This window comes from Azospirillum oleiclasticum, from assembly GCF_013423485.1.
GTDB classification, from domain to species: domain Bacteria; phylum Pseudomonadota; class Alphaproteobacteria; order Azospirillales; family Azospirillaceae; genus Azospirillum; species Azospirillum oleiclasticum.
Genome location: NZ_JABFFR010000027.1, coordinates 1 through 14179 on the forward strand (window position 1 = coordinate 1; position 14179 = coordinate 14179).

14 protein-coding genes and 1 pseudogene are annotated in these 14179 nt (G+C 70.5%); 4 read left to right on the forward strand and 11 right to left on the reverse strand.

The window, feature by feature from the left end:
* The 6 genes and pseudogenes from HL658_RS37315 to HL658_RS24075 form a co-directional block, all read right to left on the reverse strand.
* A pseudogene (locus tag HL658_RS37315) lies at positions 1–102 on the reverse strand (electron transfer flavoprotein subunit beta/FixA family protein); the annotation flags it as partial.
* A 169-nt stretch (positions 103–271) separates the two neighbouring features.
* Positions 272–994 carry an aspartate/glutamate racemase family protein gene (locus tag HL658_RS24055; protein ID WP_180283674.1) on the reverse strand — a complete coding sequence of 241 codons (723 nt, stop codon included), beginning with the start codon at positions 992–994 and terminating at the stop codon, positions 272–274.
* Positions 995–1001: 7 nt separating this feature from the next.
* Entirely contained in the window at positions 1002–1847 is an 846-nt protein-coding gene (locus HL658_RS24060; RefSeq protein ID WP_180283675.1) for an ABC transporter permease, read from the reverse strand.
* A 4-nt stretch (positions 1848–1851) separates the two neighbouring features.
* Positions 1852–2766 (reverse strand): ABC transporter permease, encoded by a 915-nt coding sequence (locus HL658_RS24065; protein ID WP_180283676.1) that lies wholly within the window; start codon positions 2764–2766, stop codon positions 1852–1854.
* Positions 2767–2822: 56 nt separating this feature from the next.
* Complete coding sequence (locus HL658_RS24070) at positions 2823–4127, reverse strand: ABC transporter substrate-binding protein (protein ID WP_180283677.1); 1305 nt, start codon at positions 4125–4127, stop codon at positions 2823–2825.
* Positions 4128–4186: 59 nt separating this feature from the next.
* Entirely contained in the window at positions 4187–5209 is a 1023-nt protein-coding gene (locus HL658_RS24075; RefSeq protein ID WP_180283678.1) for an ABC transporter ATP-binding protein, read from the reverse strand.
* 258 nt (positions 5210–5467) lie between these two features.
* Here HL658_RS24075 and HL658_RS24080 point away from each other — a divergent pair, with 258 nt between their 5' ends.
* Complete coding sequence (locus HL658_RS24080; protein ID WP_180283679.1) at positions 5468–6223, forward strand: GntR family transcriptional regulator; 756 nt, start codon at positions 5468–5470, stop codon at positions 6221–6223.
* Between the two features lie 25 nt (positions 6224–6248).
* On the opposite strand, the gene HL658_RS24085 is transcribed toward HL658_RS24080, so the two are convergent.
* Both HL658_RS24085 and HL658_RS24090 read right to left on the reverse strand, forming a co-directional pair.
* A complete protein-coding gene (locus HL658_RS24085) occupies positions 6249–8324 on the reverse strand; it encodes a methyl-accepting chemotaxis protein (RefSeq protein WP_180287672.1) in 2076 nt (691 codons plus the stop codon).
* A gap of 334 nt (positions 8325–8658) precedes the next feature.
* A complete protein-coding gene (locus HL658_RS24090) occupies positions 8659–10101 on the reverse strand; it encodes a GH1 family beta-glucosidase (protein ID WP_180283681.1) in 1443 nt (480 codons plus the stop codon).
* A gap of 147 nt (positions 10102–10248) precedes the next feature.
* On the opposite strand from HL658_RS24090, the gene HL658_RS24095 reads away from it, so the two are divergent.
* Both HL658_RS24095 and HL658_RS24100 read left to right on the forward strand, forming a co-directional pair.
* Positions 10249–10443, forward strand: a complete 195-nt coding sequence (locus HL658_RS24095; protein ID WP_180283682.1) for a twin transmembrane helix small protein — start codon at positions 10249–10251, stop codon at positions 10441–10443.
* Between the two features lie 11 nt (positions 10444–10454).
* A complete protein-coding gene (locus HL658_RS24100) occupies positions 10455–11024 on the forward strand; it encodes a cob(I)yrinic acid a,c-diamide adenosyltransferase (protein WP_180283683.1) in 570 nt (189 codons plus the stop codon).
* Positions 11025–11039: 15 nt separating this feature from the next.
* Here the strand turns inward: HL658_RS24100 and HL658_RS24105 are convergent, their stop codons facing one another.
* Positions 11040–11663 (reverse strand): FMN-binding negative transcriptional regulator, encoded by a 624-nt coding sequence (locus HL658_RS24105; RefSeq protein ID WP_180283684.1) that lies wholly within the window; start codon positions 11661–11663, stop codon positions 11040–11042.
* Between the two features lie 31 nt (positions 11664–11694).
* Positions 11695–12306 carry a LysE/ArgO family amino acid transporter gene (locus HL658_RS24110; RefSeq protein WP_246337835.1) on the reverse strand — a complete coding sequence of 204 codons (612 nt, stop codon included), beginning with the start codon at positions 12304–12306 and terminating at the stop codon, positions 11695–11697.
* Between the two features lie 97 nt (positions 12307–12403).
* On the opposite strand from HL658_RS24110, the gene HL658_RS24115 reads away from it, so the two are divergent.
* Positions 12404–13288, forward strand: a complete 885-nt coding sequence (locus HL658_RS24115; RefSeq protein WP_180283685.1) for a LysR family transcriptional regulator ArgP — start codon at positions 12404–12406, stop codon at positions 13286–13288.
* Positions 13289–13405: 117 nt separating this feature from the next.
* Here the strand turns inward: HL658_RS24115 and HL658_RS24120 are convergent, their stop codons facing one another.
* Positions 13406–14125: a FadR/GntR family transcriptional regulator gene (locus HL658_RS24120; RefSeq protein ID WP_180283686.1), complete on the reverse strand. Its 720-nt coding sequence runs from the start codon at positions 14123–14125 to the stop codon at positions 13406–13408.
* Between the last annotated feature and the right edge of the window lie 54 nt (positions 14126–14179).

A 14179-nucleotide genomic window follows, 5' to 3' on the forward strand; every position in this document is an offset into this window, starting at 1 on the left:
CGACATCTTCACGTTCGCGGTCTCGACACCCGAGCCGTCCGCCTTCACGCGGACCTTCACGTTGTAGTCGACCACGCGCTTCACAGCGACCAGGACCTTCATGGCAGACCCTTGCTGGCGTTCACACCGCCGTCCGCCGGCCCACCGCCAGCCGAACGGCACGCACACCGGGCGTTGCACCCCGTGACATCGCGCGGACCATAGGATTTGCCGGGAAAGCTGTCAATGTCGCCCCCGTCGCAGGGGGGGGCGGCCGGGCGCCGAGGCGGCGCTACTTCGGCGCCGGGAAGGCGTAGCCGCCGCGCTTGGCGGTGGTCAGCCCCAACGCCGCCAACCCCTCCACCAGCTTGACCGCGGCGGTGACGCCGTCGATCACCGGCACGCCGAACTCGGCCGTGTAGTCGCGGGCGAGGTCGGCCATGCCGGCGCAGCCCAGCACGATGGCCTCCGCCCCGTCCTCCTCCAGCGCGCGGGCGATCTCCGCCCCGACACGGCGGCGGGCGTCGGATCCCGGCTCCTCCAGCGCCAGCACCGGCACCGCGGCGGCGCGCACGCGGCAGCGCCCCGCGACACCATAACGCTGCGCCAGATGCTCGATCGCCGGCACGGAGCGCGACGTGGTGGTGACGATCGAGAAGCGGCCGGCGACCAGCGTCGCCATGCGCACGGCGGCCTCGCACACCCCGACCACCGGCTTGGCCGTCAGGGCGCGGGCGGCGTCCAGCCCCGGATCGTCGAAGCAGGCGATGACGGTGCCGGCGACATCGCCGTGCACTCCCGGCCCGCCCGCCCCCGGCCCGGCGTACCGGTCGATGGTGGCGAGCAGGCCGGGCAGGCACAGCGCCTCGTCCACATAGCCCTCGATGCTGGCCGGCGTGTCGGGCGGGTTGACGGCCAGGATCTCGGTGCCGGGTGCCGCCACCAATTGCGCCGCCCGCCCGATCTTGGCGGTCATGGAGGCGGTGGAGTTGGGGTTGACGACGAGGATTCGCATGGCGGTCTCACACACCCTTGCCGGCGTCGGAGCCGTGGCGGGAGCGCCGACGGCCGATGAGCAGCACGCCGCCGACCGCCAGCCCGATCACCACGAAGGAGAAGACGGTCGTCACCGTGCCCAGCGCGTACAACACCGGGGTCGTGACGTTGGTGGTCATGCCGTAGATTTCCAGCGGCAACGTGTTGAAGGAGCCGGCGGTCATCAGCGTGCGCGCGAACTCGTCGTAGGAGAGCGTGAAGCCGAACAACGCGATGCCGATCAGGCTGGGCAGGATGATCGGCACCACCACATGCCGCACCGTCTGCCAGGGCGTGGCGCCGAGGTCGCGGGCCGCCTCCTCAAAGGCGCGGTTGAAGCGGTTGAACACGGCGAACATGATCAGCAGCCCGAAGGGCAGCGTCCAGGTGAGGTGGGCGCCGAGAGCGGAGCTGTACCAGTTCGGCTCGATGCCCGCGATGTTGAACATCAGCCCGATGCCCAGGCTGACCAGCACCGACGGCACGATCAGGCTGGCCACGGTCAGGTAGAACAGCGCCTTGCTGCCGGGGAAGGGCCGGCGGAAGGCGAAGCCGGCGGCCAGCGACACCACAACCGTGATGCCCATGACGATGAAGCCCAGCAGGATCGAGCGGGTGAAGGACCCGCCGAAGTCGCCCACCGCCTGCCGCTCGAACAGGTTGCCGAACCAGTGCAGCGACACCCCGTTCATCGGGAAGGTCAGCCCGCCGTTCGGCCCCTGGAAGGACAGGATGCCGATGGTCACGATGGGGCCGTACAGGAACAGCACGAACAGCCCGAAGAAGGCCGCCAGCAGGTAGAAGGAGACGGGTCGCCGCTCGCCGGTCTTCATGGCCTCACAGCTCCTTGCGGATATCGACGACGCGCAGCATGGCGGCCACCATCAGCAGCACCACCAGCAGCAGGATGACGGCGTTGGCGGCGGCGGCGGGGTATTGCAGCAGCGAGATCTCGTTGGCCATCATCAGCCCGACCGACGCGCTCTGCCCGCCGCTCATCAGCCGCACGGTGATGAAGTCGCCCATCACCTGCGTCACCACGAAGATCGAGCCGATGGCGATGCCGGGCTTGGTCAGCGGCAGGATGACGGAGGTCAGGATCTGGAACCCGTTGGCCCCGGCGTCGCGCGCCGCCTCCACCAGCGAGCGGTCGATGCGCATCATGGTGTTGAAGATCGGCACCACCATGAACAGCGTGTAGAGGTGGACGTAGGCCAGCACGACGGAAAAGTCGGAGAACAGCAGGAACTCCAGCGGCGCGTCGATCACCCCCATCGACAGCAGCGAGGAGTTCAGGAGCCCGTTGCGGCCGAGGAACGGGATCCACGAGATCATGCGGATGATGTTCGACGTCCAGAACGGGATGGTGCAGACCAGGAACAGCACCATCTGCCAGGTCACCGAGCGCACGTGGAAGGCCAGGAACCAGGCCACCGTGAAGCCGATCAGCAGCGTCAGCGTCCAGGTCAGCGCCACGTATTTCAGCGTGTTCAGGTAGATGCGCCAGGTCACGGTGGAGCCGAACAGCTCCTCGTAGTTGGTCAGCACGAAATCCGGGATGATGCGGACGCTGTCGTAGTCCCAGAAGCTGACCGTCACGATGGCGGCGATGGGCAGCACCAGGAAGACCGTCAGGATGACGGCGAGCGGCGCCACCTGGAGCCAGGACACCCACCATCCCGTCCCGCCCCGGCGGCGCCGGGCGGCGGGCTTGGCGGCGGGGGCCGCGGCGGTGTCGGCGGTCGCGGTCATCGGCGGGTCCTCCGTCGTTTGAAAGCCCTCTCCCCACCGGGGAGAGGGTTGTTTCGTCAGGCGGCGATGAACTCGTTCCACTTGCGGACCATGTACCGGTCCTCGTCCATCACGGCGTTCCAGCAGGCGACGCGGCCCATGCGGTCGGCGAAGGAGCCGCCGTCGCGCACGGCGCCGGCCTTCTCCATCACCTTGCCGTCGGGGTTCTTGATGTCCTCGGCGGCCGGCTTGCCCTCCATCCAGAAGGCCCATTCCGCCGGGCTCATGTGCTCCTTGGCGGTGTCGAGCACGGCCGAGTAGTAGCCCTGGCGGTTCAGGTAGGCGCCGACCCAGCCCGACAGGTACCAGTTGATGTATTCGTAGGCGGCCTCCAGCTCCAGCCCGCTCAGGTGCTTGGCGAGGCCCAGCCCGCCGCCCCAGGCGCGGTAGCCCTCGGCCAGCGGCTGGTAGACGCAGGGGATGCCCTTCGCCCGCACGGCGGCCACCGCCGGCGACCACATGGACTGGATGATCACCTCGCCCGAGGCCATCAGGTTGACGCTCTCGTCGAAGGTCTTCCAGAAGGCGCGGAACTGCCCGGCCTTCTTGGCGTCGGTCATGATCTTGAGGGTCTTGTCGATCTCCTCCTTGGTCATGTTGCCCTTGTCGCCGTACTTGATCTCACCCATGGACTCGCAGACCATCGCCGCGTCCATGATGCCGATCGACGGGATGTTCAGGATCGACGCCTTGCCCTTGAAGGCGGGGTCCAGCAGATCCTTCCAGTTGGCGATCGGGCGTCCCACCAGATCCGGGCGGATGCCCAGCGTGTCGGCGTTGTAGATGGTGGGGATCAGGGTCATCCACTGGGTGGTTTCCTTGGCGAACTTGGTCGAGTCCTTGCCCTCGACGAAGCCCACCGTGTGCGGGGCGGTGCCCTGGGCGATCTTGCTGTCGGGCGTCAGCTTGCCGCTGACGAAGATCGGGACGATCTTGTTGAAGTTCTTGATCTTGCTGACATCCATCGGCTGCATCACGCCGGCCGGGAAGACCTTCTTGCAGATCCAGTATTCGATGTCGGCGATGTCGTAGGATTTCGGCTGGGTGACCGCCCGCTGCGCCACCGCGTCGCTGTCCAGCGCCGTCATCTGCAAGGTGAAGCCCAGGTCCTCCTTCACCTTCTCCGCCACGGCGTTCAGGTTCGACACGCCGGTGCCGAACTGGCGCAGCGTGACGTTCTTGATGTTCTGCGCCCAGATGGTCGGGAAGCCGGTGATGGCGCCGCTGCCCACCGCGGCGCCGGCCACGGCGGCCGTCCCCTTCAGCAGGGTGCGGCGGGAGACGCCCGCGGTCTTTGTGGTGGTGGGACCGGTGGTCTTCATCGTGCAAGCGCTCCTGTTCAGGGGTGGGTTTGTCGTTGCGTCACACCGCCAGGCGCGGTTCAGCCGGCCAGCCGGTGGACGTCGGCGGTCTTCCAGGCCGCCAGCACGCGGTCGCCGACATTCACCGGCGCCGCGTAGAATCGGGTCTCGTCGAGGACGACGGCGAAATCGTCCGCCGCCGGCAGCTCCAGCCTCAGATGCACGGCTGCGCCGTGATACTCCATCGAGCGCACCACCCCCTCCATCGTCATGGAATCGGGAGTCATGGATTTCGCCGGTGCGGCGGCGCTGGCGAGCTGCACGCGGTCGGCGCGCACCGCGAAGGGGCCGGCCTCGTGCCGCTCCACCACGTTGTGGCCGCCGATGAAGCGGGCGACGAAGGCGGTGCGCGGGCGGTTGAAGACCTCGCGCGGGCTGTCCGCCTGCTCGATGCGGCCGTCGCTCATCACCACGATCAGGTCGGCCAGCGCCATCGCCTCGCTCTGGCTGTGGGTGACGTGGATGAAGGTGATGCCGATCTCGCGCTGCAGGCGGCGCAGCTCCTCGCGCATGCGGTCGCGCAGGAAGGGGTCGAGCGCCGACAGCGGCTCGTCCAGCAGCAGCACCGCGGGGTGGGTGATCAGCGCGCGCGCCAGCGCCACCCGCTGCTGCTGCCCGCCGGAGAGCTGGGCCGGCATGCGGGCGGCGTAGGCGCCCATATGCACCGTCTCCAGCATGGCCTGCGCCTTCGCCCGCCGCTCCTCCCGGCCCACGCCGCGCATCTTGAGGCTGAAGGCGACGTTGTCGGTGCAGTCCAGGTGCGGGAACAGGGCGTAGCTCTGGAACATCATGGCGGTGCCGCGCTTGGCCGGCGGCACGTCGTTGACCACGGTGCCGCCGATCATCAGGTCGCCGTCGGAGATCGTCTCGTGCCCGGCGATCATGCGCAGGGTGGAGGTCTTGCCGCAGCCGCTGGGGCCGAGCAGGCAGCAATAGCTGCCGGACGGTATGCGCAGGTCGATGCTGTCGACCGCTCGCACGGCGCCGTAGAGCTTGCTGACCTTCACCAGCTCGACCGAGCTGTCCGCCCGTTCCTGCTCCATGGCCCCGCCCTGCTGGATTGTTCACAATCACTGTGAGCAATGCACGGTGCGTGCCAACGCGGACCCGTGCGCCGCCGCGGCCCGACCCGGCCGGCGACGCTCAAAAATGCAGCCGCCTGCCTGAATTCGAGCCGATTGTGCAAGGATAAGGCAAAGTCACGACCTGCACAAGCGATGGACAACCGCCGGTCATACGGCGCTGGCAATGTGGACCGCCGCGCGTTAGGATTGTCCACAATCCACGCAGCGAGCCGCGCCATGCGCCGCACCACCACACTCCGCGCGACCGCCCCGGCACAGCGCGCCTCCGCGACCCGGCCCCCCGCGTCGCGGGCGGCGACGGCCGAGCGGCAGATCTTCGACACCATCGCGGAGGCCATCGCCGGCCGCCGCCTGCCCCCCGGCACCAAGCTGACGGAGGAGCAGCTCGCCTCGACCTTCGGCGTCAGCCGGGCGCGCATCCGCCGCGTGCTGCTGCTGCTGTCGCAGGAGCGCATCGTCACGCTGAAGCCCAACCGCGGCGCCTATGTCGCCCGTCCCACCCCGCAGGAGGCGCGCGAGGTGTTCGCCGCCCGCCGCCTGATCGAGGACGACATGGCCGCCCGCTTCGCCGCCCTGCCGCCCGCCGCCCGCGCCGCCGCCGCCCGCCGCCTCACCGCCCATGTGGAGCGCGAGCGGGCCGCCGCCGCGGCCGGTGACCGCAGCGCCTCGATCCGCCTGTCGGGGGAGTTCCACCAGCTCGTCGGCACGCTGGCCGGCAACGCCGTGCTGGCCGAGCTGCTGGAGCCGCTGATCGCCCGCTCCTCGCTCGCCATCGCCGCCTACCAGCCGCCGAGTGCCGAGGACTGCGCCCCCGACGAGCACGCCGCCATCATCACCGCGCTCCAGGACGGCGACGCCGCACTCGCCCGCCGCCTGATGGCCGAGCATCTGGAGGAGGTCGAGCACAAGCTGGTGCTCGACGGCGACGCAGAACCGGCGATCGATCTGAAACGGGTGCTGCTGGGGGCGTAAAGCCCCCTCGCAGGACGCCGGCGGCTCACACCGCCCGCAGGTTTCCGAGGAAATCGCCGACCTGGTGGCGCAGGCCGCCGACCTCGCCGACCATGCGCTCGACGCGGTCGAGCACCTCGTCGGCGGCGCGGCCGGTGTCCTGGCTGGCCCCGGCCACGGCGCCGATGGTGCTGGTCACCTGCTGCGTGCCCTGGGCGGCGCGCTGGACGTTGCGGGCGATCTCCTGGGTGGCGGCGCCCTGCTGCTGCACGGCGGCGGCGATGGCGGTCGCCATCTCGTCGATGCCGGCGATGGAGCGGGTGATGCCGCGGATCGCCTCCACCGCGTCGCCGGTGGTGTTCTGGATGGCGGCGACCTGCTGGGCGATCTCCTCCGTCGCCTTGCCGGTCTGGTTGGCGAGGTTCTTGACCTCCTGCGCCACCACGGCAAAGCCCTTGCCGGCCTCGCCCGCCCGCGCCGCCTCGATCGTGGCGTTCAAGGCCAGCAGGTTGGTCTGGCTGGCGATGGAGCTGATCAGCTTCACCACCTCGCCGATGCGCTGGGCCGACTCGCTGAGCGCCTCGACGGTGGCGTTGGTCTTGCGGGCCTGGTCCACGGCGTCGCGCGCGGTGATGGCGCTGGACTGCACGCGCTCGGAGATCTCGCCGATGGAGGCGGTGAGTTCTTCGGTGGCGGCGGCGACGGTCTGCACGTTGGCGGTCGCCTGCTCGGCCGCCGCGGCCACGGCACCGGCCTCGGTGCTGGCGCCGCTGGCCAGGGTGCGCATGCGGGTGGCGGTGTCGCGCAGCGACTGCGCCGCCTCGCCCAGCGCGCCCAGCGCCCGGTCGGCGGTGCTGTCGAAGCCGCGGCACAGGCTTTCCATCCGCCCGGCGCGCTCCAGCTCGGCGGTGCGGCGGGCCTCCTGCTCGGCGGACAGCCGGCGGGCCTCCGCCGCACCCTGGCGCAGCGACTCCAGGGCGCCGGCCAGCCGGCCCAGCTCGTCGTCGTTGGCCAGCCGGTCCACCGGGGTGGCGTAGTCGCCGTCCGCCAGCCGCCCGACGGCGCCGAGGAGCTGGCCGACCGGGCGGCTGAAGCGGCGGCGGATGGTCAGCACGCCGACGGCCGCGGCGGCCAGCAGCACCGCCAGCAGCACCGCGTTCATGATCAGCGTCCGCGTCTCCTCCGCGACCAGCGCACCGGCGCGCTCGACCGCCTCGTCCAGCGAGCGCAGGCCGATGGCGATGATCGGGTCGAAGGGCGCGCGGCACAGGGTGTTCCAGTCGGCCGGGGGCATCAGCGGCTTGCCGCTGCCGTCGAAGCGCGCGATGGTCTCCTCGATGCGGACCAGCGCGTTGTCGTAGACGGCGCGGGCCTCCTTCGCCAGACGCAGCACCTCCGGGCTGACGCCGGGTCGCGTCAGCATCTCGTCCATCCCCGTCCACCCCGCCTGCGCCCCGCCGCGCAGCGTGTTCAGGTTGGCGTTCTGCTTGGCGTCGAGCGGCTGCGAGGCCAGCACCTGCGGGCGCAGCATCAGGCATTGCAGTCCGTAGCGGTCGCGCACCTGCCAGGCGAAGCGCCGGATCTGCGCCAGCTCGCCGATTTCCGGGTCGGCCATGCGCACCATGTTGGTCACCGTCGCGAAGACGGTGGAGATGGCGTCGATCAGCTCGCCGAAACCGCTGTCCCAGGCGGCGGTGCGCCGGATCTCGCGCTGGGCGCGGGGTTTGGCCGCCTCGTCGTAGAGGATCGAATAGCTGGCGTTCACCGTGTCCCAGCGGCGCTGGAGGTCGGCGCGCAGCCGGTCGCTGCCGGGCAGCGGAACGCTGGCGATGGTGGCGAAGGTGGCGGCCACCGTCTCCTGCGCCTGCCGTTGCAGCGCTTCCAGGCCGGGCCGGGCGTCGTCCTTGGTCACCAGGATGGTCTGAGACTCGCCACGGTGGATGCGGATGGTCATCAGGCCACGGAACAGGGTGCGGTCGGCCTCGGTGTAGGCCAGCGTCACCACCCCCTCCTGCCGGCGCGACCAGCTTTCCCACAGGCGCGCCGCTGATTCCACCAAGAGTCCGAAGACCGCGATTCCGAAGACCGTAAGGAAAAGCGTACTGACCGACCGCCCGAACATGACTTCATCCCCCGATGCATGAATCGACGTCCCATTCGGGTTCGTCGATCACTTGACGGTAACAGTCGTTCCTGCCGGGACATAGATCGTTCGGTGTATGGTCGCGATTTGCAGGATTTCGTCACGAGCTGGTGGATTTGCGGATAACGTTCGGACAGCATCGAACCGCTGCCGGGAAAGAATATTATAGTATGCGGCCAGAGGTGAGATCGCTTCGCGGTGTCACCGCCAGAGGTTTGGTCAATCCGTCCACCCTTCCATCGTCGCGCGCGCCCCGCCGCCGGGCGGACGGCGGGTGTTGACCCGACTCGGACGGCAGCCGCCCCGGCCGTGGTCAGAGCGCGGCCACCGCGTTGCGGCGGATGGTGTCGGCGAACCAGTGGTAGCTGGCCTTCGGCGTCCGTTTCATCGTCTCGCGGTCGACGGCCACCAGCCCGAAGCGGCGATGGTAGCCCTCGGCCCATTCGAAGTTGTCGAGCAGTGTCCAGACGAACCAGCCCTTCAGGTTGACGCCGTCCTTGATGGCGGCGTGCCCGGCCAGCAGATGGTCGCGGATGAAGCGGATGCGCTCGGCGTCCTCCGCCTTCCCCTCCGGCCCGACCCAGTCGTAGAAGGCGGCGCCGTTCTCGGTGACATAGACCGGCGGGTTGCCATAGCGGTCGCGCAGCTCGCGGAGCTGGTGCAGCAGCCCGTCGGGTTGGATCGGCCATTCCATGCCGGTGCGCGGCGTGCCCTCCGGCGGGCCGCCGAAATTGGTGCCGAACAGCCCGCCGGGATCGCGGCGCTGGTACATCGGGCTGTAGTAGTTGAGGCCGAGGAAGTTGATGGGCTGCTTCATCACCGCGAGATCGCCGGGCTTGACCACCGCCTCGAAATCGGCCTCCAGCGCCACCGGGTAGCCGCCCTTCAGCAGCGGGTCGATGCAGGAGCGGTTCCACAGCGCGTCCCACAGCCGGGCCGCCGCCTCGCTCGACTCGCGTTCCGATTCCGGCCCTGCCGCGGGGTGCACGGGCTGGAGCGTCAGCACGGTGCCGAGCTGCCAGCCCTTGCGCGCCGACGCCCGCAACGCTTGGAGCGCGCGGCCCTGGGCGAGGTTCTGGTGGTGCAGGGCGGCGATGCAGGTCTCACGCCCCGTCAGGCCGGGCGCGTGGGCGCCGACCCCATGGCCGAAGAAGGCGACCACCGACGGCTCGTTCAGCATGGCCCAATGGTTGACCCGGTCGCCCAGACGCCCGGCGACGATCAGCGCGTATTCGGCGAACCAGTCGGCGATCGCCCGGTTGGTCCAGCCGCCCTTGTCCTGCAACGCCTGCGGCAGGTCCCAATGATAGAGACAGGCCCAGGGCTGGATGCCGCGCGCCAGCAGCGCGTCGGTCAGCCGGTCGTAGAAGTCGAGCCCGCGGGCGTTCACCGGCCCCACCCCCTGCGGCAGCACCCGCGGCCACGCCACCGAGAAGCGGTAGCCGCGCATCCCGGCGCGGGCCATCAGCGCCACATCCTCCAGATAGCGGTGGTAGTGGTCGCAGGCGACGTCGCCGGTGTCGCCGTTCACCACCTTGCCCGGCGTGTGGCTGAAGCTGTCCCACACGCTGGGACCGCGCCCGTCCACCGTCACCGCTCCCTCGATCTGGTAGGAGGAGGTGGAGCAGCCCCACAGGAAATCCGGCGGGAAGCTTGCGGCATCCTGCGCCAGGGCCGGGCGGACGAGGCCCATGCCGACGGAACTCGCGGTCGCCGCCGTGGCCGCCGCCGATTTCAGGAAGGTCCGCCGTTCCATGCTCCGCCTCTCGCTGTTCATACCGTGGTTGCCGCACGATCTGAGGCCGGGCGGCGCCCGGCGCAAGGGGGACCGGCGCCACGGGAATGGCACGCGTGCGCGACTCACGCCCTGTCCATCCGGCAGGGGCGTGCTATATGTCGGGGCATGAGCGGATTCTTCGTGGTTCTGATGGCCCTGGCGATGCTGGCGGTGCTGGCCTCGCTCTTCCTGGGGCTCTTCTTCATGGCGCGCGGCGGTGCGGCCGATGCGCGCAATTCCAACCGGATGATGCGGTGGCGGGTGACGCTCCAGGGCATCGCCCTGGTGCTGTTCCTGCTCGCCGTCATGTCCGGCGCCTGAGGTCGGATGTCATGGTGAAGCTCACCCGCATCTACACCCGCGGCGGCGACCAGGGGCAGACCTCGCTCGGCAACGGCGCGCGCGTCCCCAAGCACGACCTGCGCGTCGCCGCCTATGGCACGGTGGACGAGGCGAACGCGATCCTCGGCATCGCCCGGCTGCACAGCGCCGGCGATCCCGACACCGACGCCATGCTCGGCCGCATCCAGAACGACCTGTTCGACCTCGGCGCCGACCTCTGCACGCCGGAGGAGGAGAACCCGAAATACCCGCCGCTGCGCATCGTCCACGCGCAGGTCGACCGGCTCGAACGCGAGATCGACGCGCTGAACGCGGAGCTGGAACCGCTGAACAGCTTCATCCTGCCCGGCGGCTCGCCGCTCGCCGCCCACCTCCACCACGCCCGCACCGTGGCGCGCCGCGCCGAGCGGCTGATGACCGAGCTGGCGGGGCACGAGCCGGTGGGGGCGCCGGCGCTGAAATACATCAACCGCCTGTCCGACCACCTGTTCGTCCTGTCCCGCCACGTCAACGGTCGCGGCACCGCCGACGTGTTGTGGGTGCCGGGCGCGAACCGGTAGGGCAGGGACCCGCCCTCACTCCGGGATCAGCACAGCCGCGGCGCGGTCGCCGGGATCGGCGCTCGCGGCGAGCCCCAACTTCACCCCGGCCCGGTCCTCCGGCTTGCGGTTCTGGCTCATCTTGCGTTTGGCGTCGATGCGGGCGATGGGCAGGCGCACGCCCACGATGCCGCGGAGCTGCGCCCGGATGAAGTCGGGCGGCGCATCGGCGACCGCCCAGGGCTCGGCGCGGCTACCCTCGTGCCGGTCGGTCAGGCGGGTGACGACCTCCAGCAGCCGGTCGGCGTCCTCGAAGAACTCCACCGGCCCATAGGCGTGCACCGCCACATAGTTCCAGGTCGGCACGACCTTGCCGTCCACCCGCTTGCTCTCGTACCAGGACGGGCTGACATAGGCGTCCGGCCCCATGAAGATGGCCAGCGCGTCCCCCGCCGGCGGTGCGCGCCATTGCGGGTTGGCCTTCGCCACATGCCCGTACAGCGTGCCCAGCTCACCCTCGTCGGGAGCCAGCAGCATGGGCAAAGGCGTGCAGATCAGACCCTCCGCGGTGGCCGTCACCAGACTGGCGAGGCCGGCTGCCCGCATCGTCGCGTGGATCGCGTCGCGGTCGGACTCGCGGAACGCCGGGGGTACGTACATGCGGAGCTCCTGGCTGGTGGGGGCGTGGCGATCAGGCTAGCAGCGTCGTGGCGATCGTGCACATGACGATGGCGATGACCAGCTCCAACGCCCGCCACGCGCCGGGCCGCGCGAAGACCGGCCGCAGCAGCCGGGCGCCGTAGCCCAGCGCGAAGAAGAAGACGAAGGACGCGGTCATGGCGCCCGCCGCGAAGGCCCCTTCGGCCCCGGCGAACTGGGTGGAGACCGAGCCGATCAGCACCACCGTGTCCAGATAGACGTGCGGGTTCAGCCAGGTCAGCGCCAGACAGGTGGCCAGCGTCGGGCCGAGGTGGGAAGGGGCGGCATCCGCCGGCACCAGCGCCCCGTCGGCGCGGAACGCCGCATGCAGGCTGCGCAGGCCGTAGACGTACAGGAAGGCGGCGCCGCCGTAGCGCGTCGCCGTCTCCAGCCAGGGCAGCCGGTCCGCCGCCTGGGCGAAGCCGCCGACTCCCGCCAGGATCAGCGCGGCGTCGGACAGCGCGCAGGCCAGGCAGACGGCCATCACATGCTCCCCCCGCAACCCCTGCCGCAGCACGAAGGCGTTCTGCGCGCCGATGGCGACGATCAGGCTGAGCCCCAGCAGGAAGCCGGGCAGGAAAGCGGGCAGGGTGGCTGAGAGCATGGCGAGGGGCATTCCGGTGGTGGGCGCCCTTCCGTTAGCACGGCGATCCGGATTACGATCGTTAATGTTTCTTTGGTTGATTAAGGAACGCTAAGTAATGCTGGATTACGCCCTGCTGTCCGCCCTGGCCGCCGTCGTCCGCAGCGGCAGTTTCGAGCGTGCGGCGCGGCAGCTCAACGTCACCCCCTCGGCCGTGTCGCAGCGGGTGAAGCTGCTGGAGGAGCGGCTGGGGACGGTGCTCGTGGTGCGCGGGGCCCCCTGCACCGGCACGCCGGCGGGCCTGCGCCTGTGCCAGCACGCGGAGCGGGTGGCGCTGCTGGAGAGCGAACTGCGCGACGAGCTTCCCGGCCTGCCGCCCGATGGCGCGCCGGTGACGGTGCGCGTCGCGGTCAACGCCGACAGCCTCGCCACCTGGTTCGTCGCGGCGATGGCGGGGACGGAGGGCTGCCTGTTCGACCTCGTCCTCGACGACGAGGAGCACAGCGCCGACTGGCTGCGCCGGGGCGAGGTGCTGGCCGCGGTGTCCGCCGCCGCCGGACCGGTCCAGGGCTGCGACAGCACGCCCCTCGGCGCGCTGCGCTACGTCGCGACCGCCAGCCCCGGCTTCCTGAACCGGTATTTTCCCGACGGCGTGGACGCGGCCTCGCTCGGCCGCGCCCCACGGCTGACCTTCAACAGCAAGGACCGGCTGCAGGCGCAATGGACCCGGCAGGTCTTCGGGGCGGAGATCGCCTCGCCCACCCACTGGCTGCCGTCCACCCAGGCCTTCGTCGACGCCTCGCTCGCCGGGCTCGGCTGGGGGATGAATCCGGCGATGCTGGTCGCCGCCCACCTGCGCGACGGGCGGCTCGTCGCCCTCGTCCCCGACCGCCCGCTGGACGTGCCGCTGGTCTGGCAGCGCAGCCGCATCGCCAGCCGCAGCCTCGCCGACCTCACCCGCGCCGTGCTCGCGACCGCAAGGGCGACGCTGCACCAGCCTTGAGGGATCTGGTTGGGCCGTTGAGGCCCCGCGCCCACATGGGCGCGAAGGCAAGCGGCCGGATGGCCGCGCCCGCCGTCTGAGGGGCCATGGATCGCTTGCGATCCATGGCATGTGACATCACGACGCGAACATGCCGTCGCGCACCGCCAGCATGTGCCGCCGCATCGCCTCCCGCGCGGCGGCGGTGTCGCGCGCCTTCAGCGCGGCGACGACCGCGCGGTGGTCGGCCTCGTAGACGGCGCGGCGTTCCGGCGTCAGGCCGCGTTCCTTCAGCCGGCCCCATTCCGGGCGGGAGCGGATCTGGTTGACGACCGCGACGATGCCGTCCAGCAGCTCGTTGCGGCAGGCGGCGACGATCGCCTGATGCAGCGCCCCGTCCCACAGGTCGAACTCCGCGGCACCGGCCGCCGCCTCGCCGCCGGCCAGGCAGCGCTCGAACTCCGCCAGGTCGTGCGCGGTGGCGCGGGTGCAGGCGTATTCGGCCACCGACGGCTCCAGCAGGATGCGGACCTCCATCACCTGCGCCGGGCTGGCGTTGTCGAACACGCCGGGCAGGGACAGGCCGTTCGGGTCGCCGCCATTGACCAGGAAGGTGCCGCGCCCGACCCCGCGGGCGATCACCCCCTCCGCCTCCAGCATGTCGAGCGCGCGCCGCACGGTGTTGCGGGCCAGCCCCAGCGAGCGGGCGAGGTCCCGCTCGGTCGGCAGCCGCGCCCCCGACTGCCAGGACCCGTCGGCGATGCCGCGGCGGAGATGGTCGTAGGCGAGCTGGGCCTTGCCCATGCCGTCCATGGGCACCGGCGCGCGCCCACCGCGCAGCGGTCCGATCTGCACCATGCCGCGTCTTCCCCCTTATCGAAGGACCCCCTTGTCGAAGGGCCCCTTTGCGTG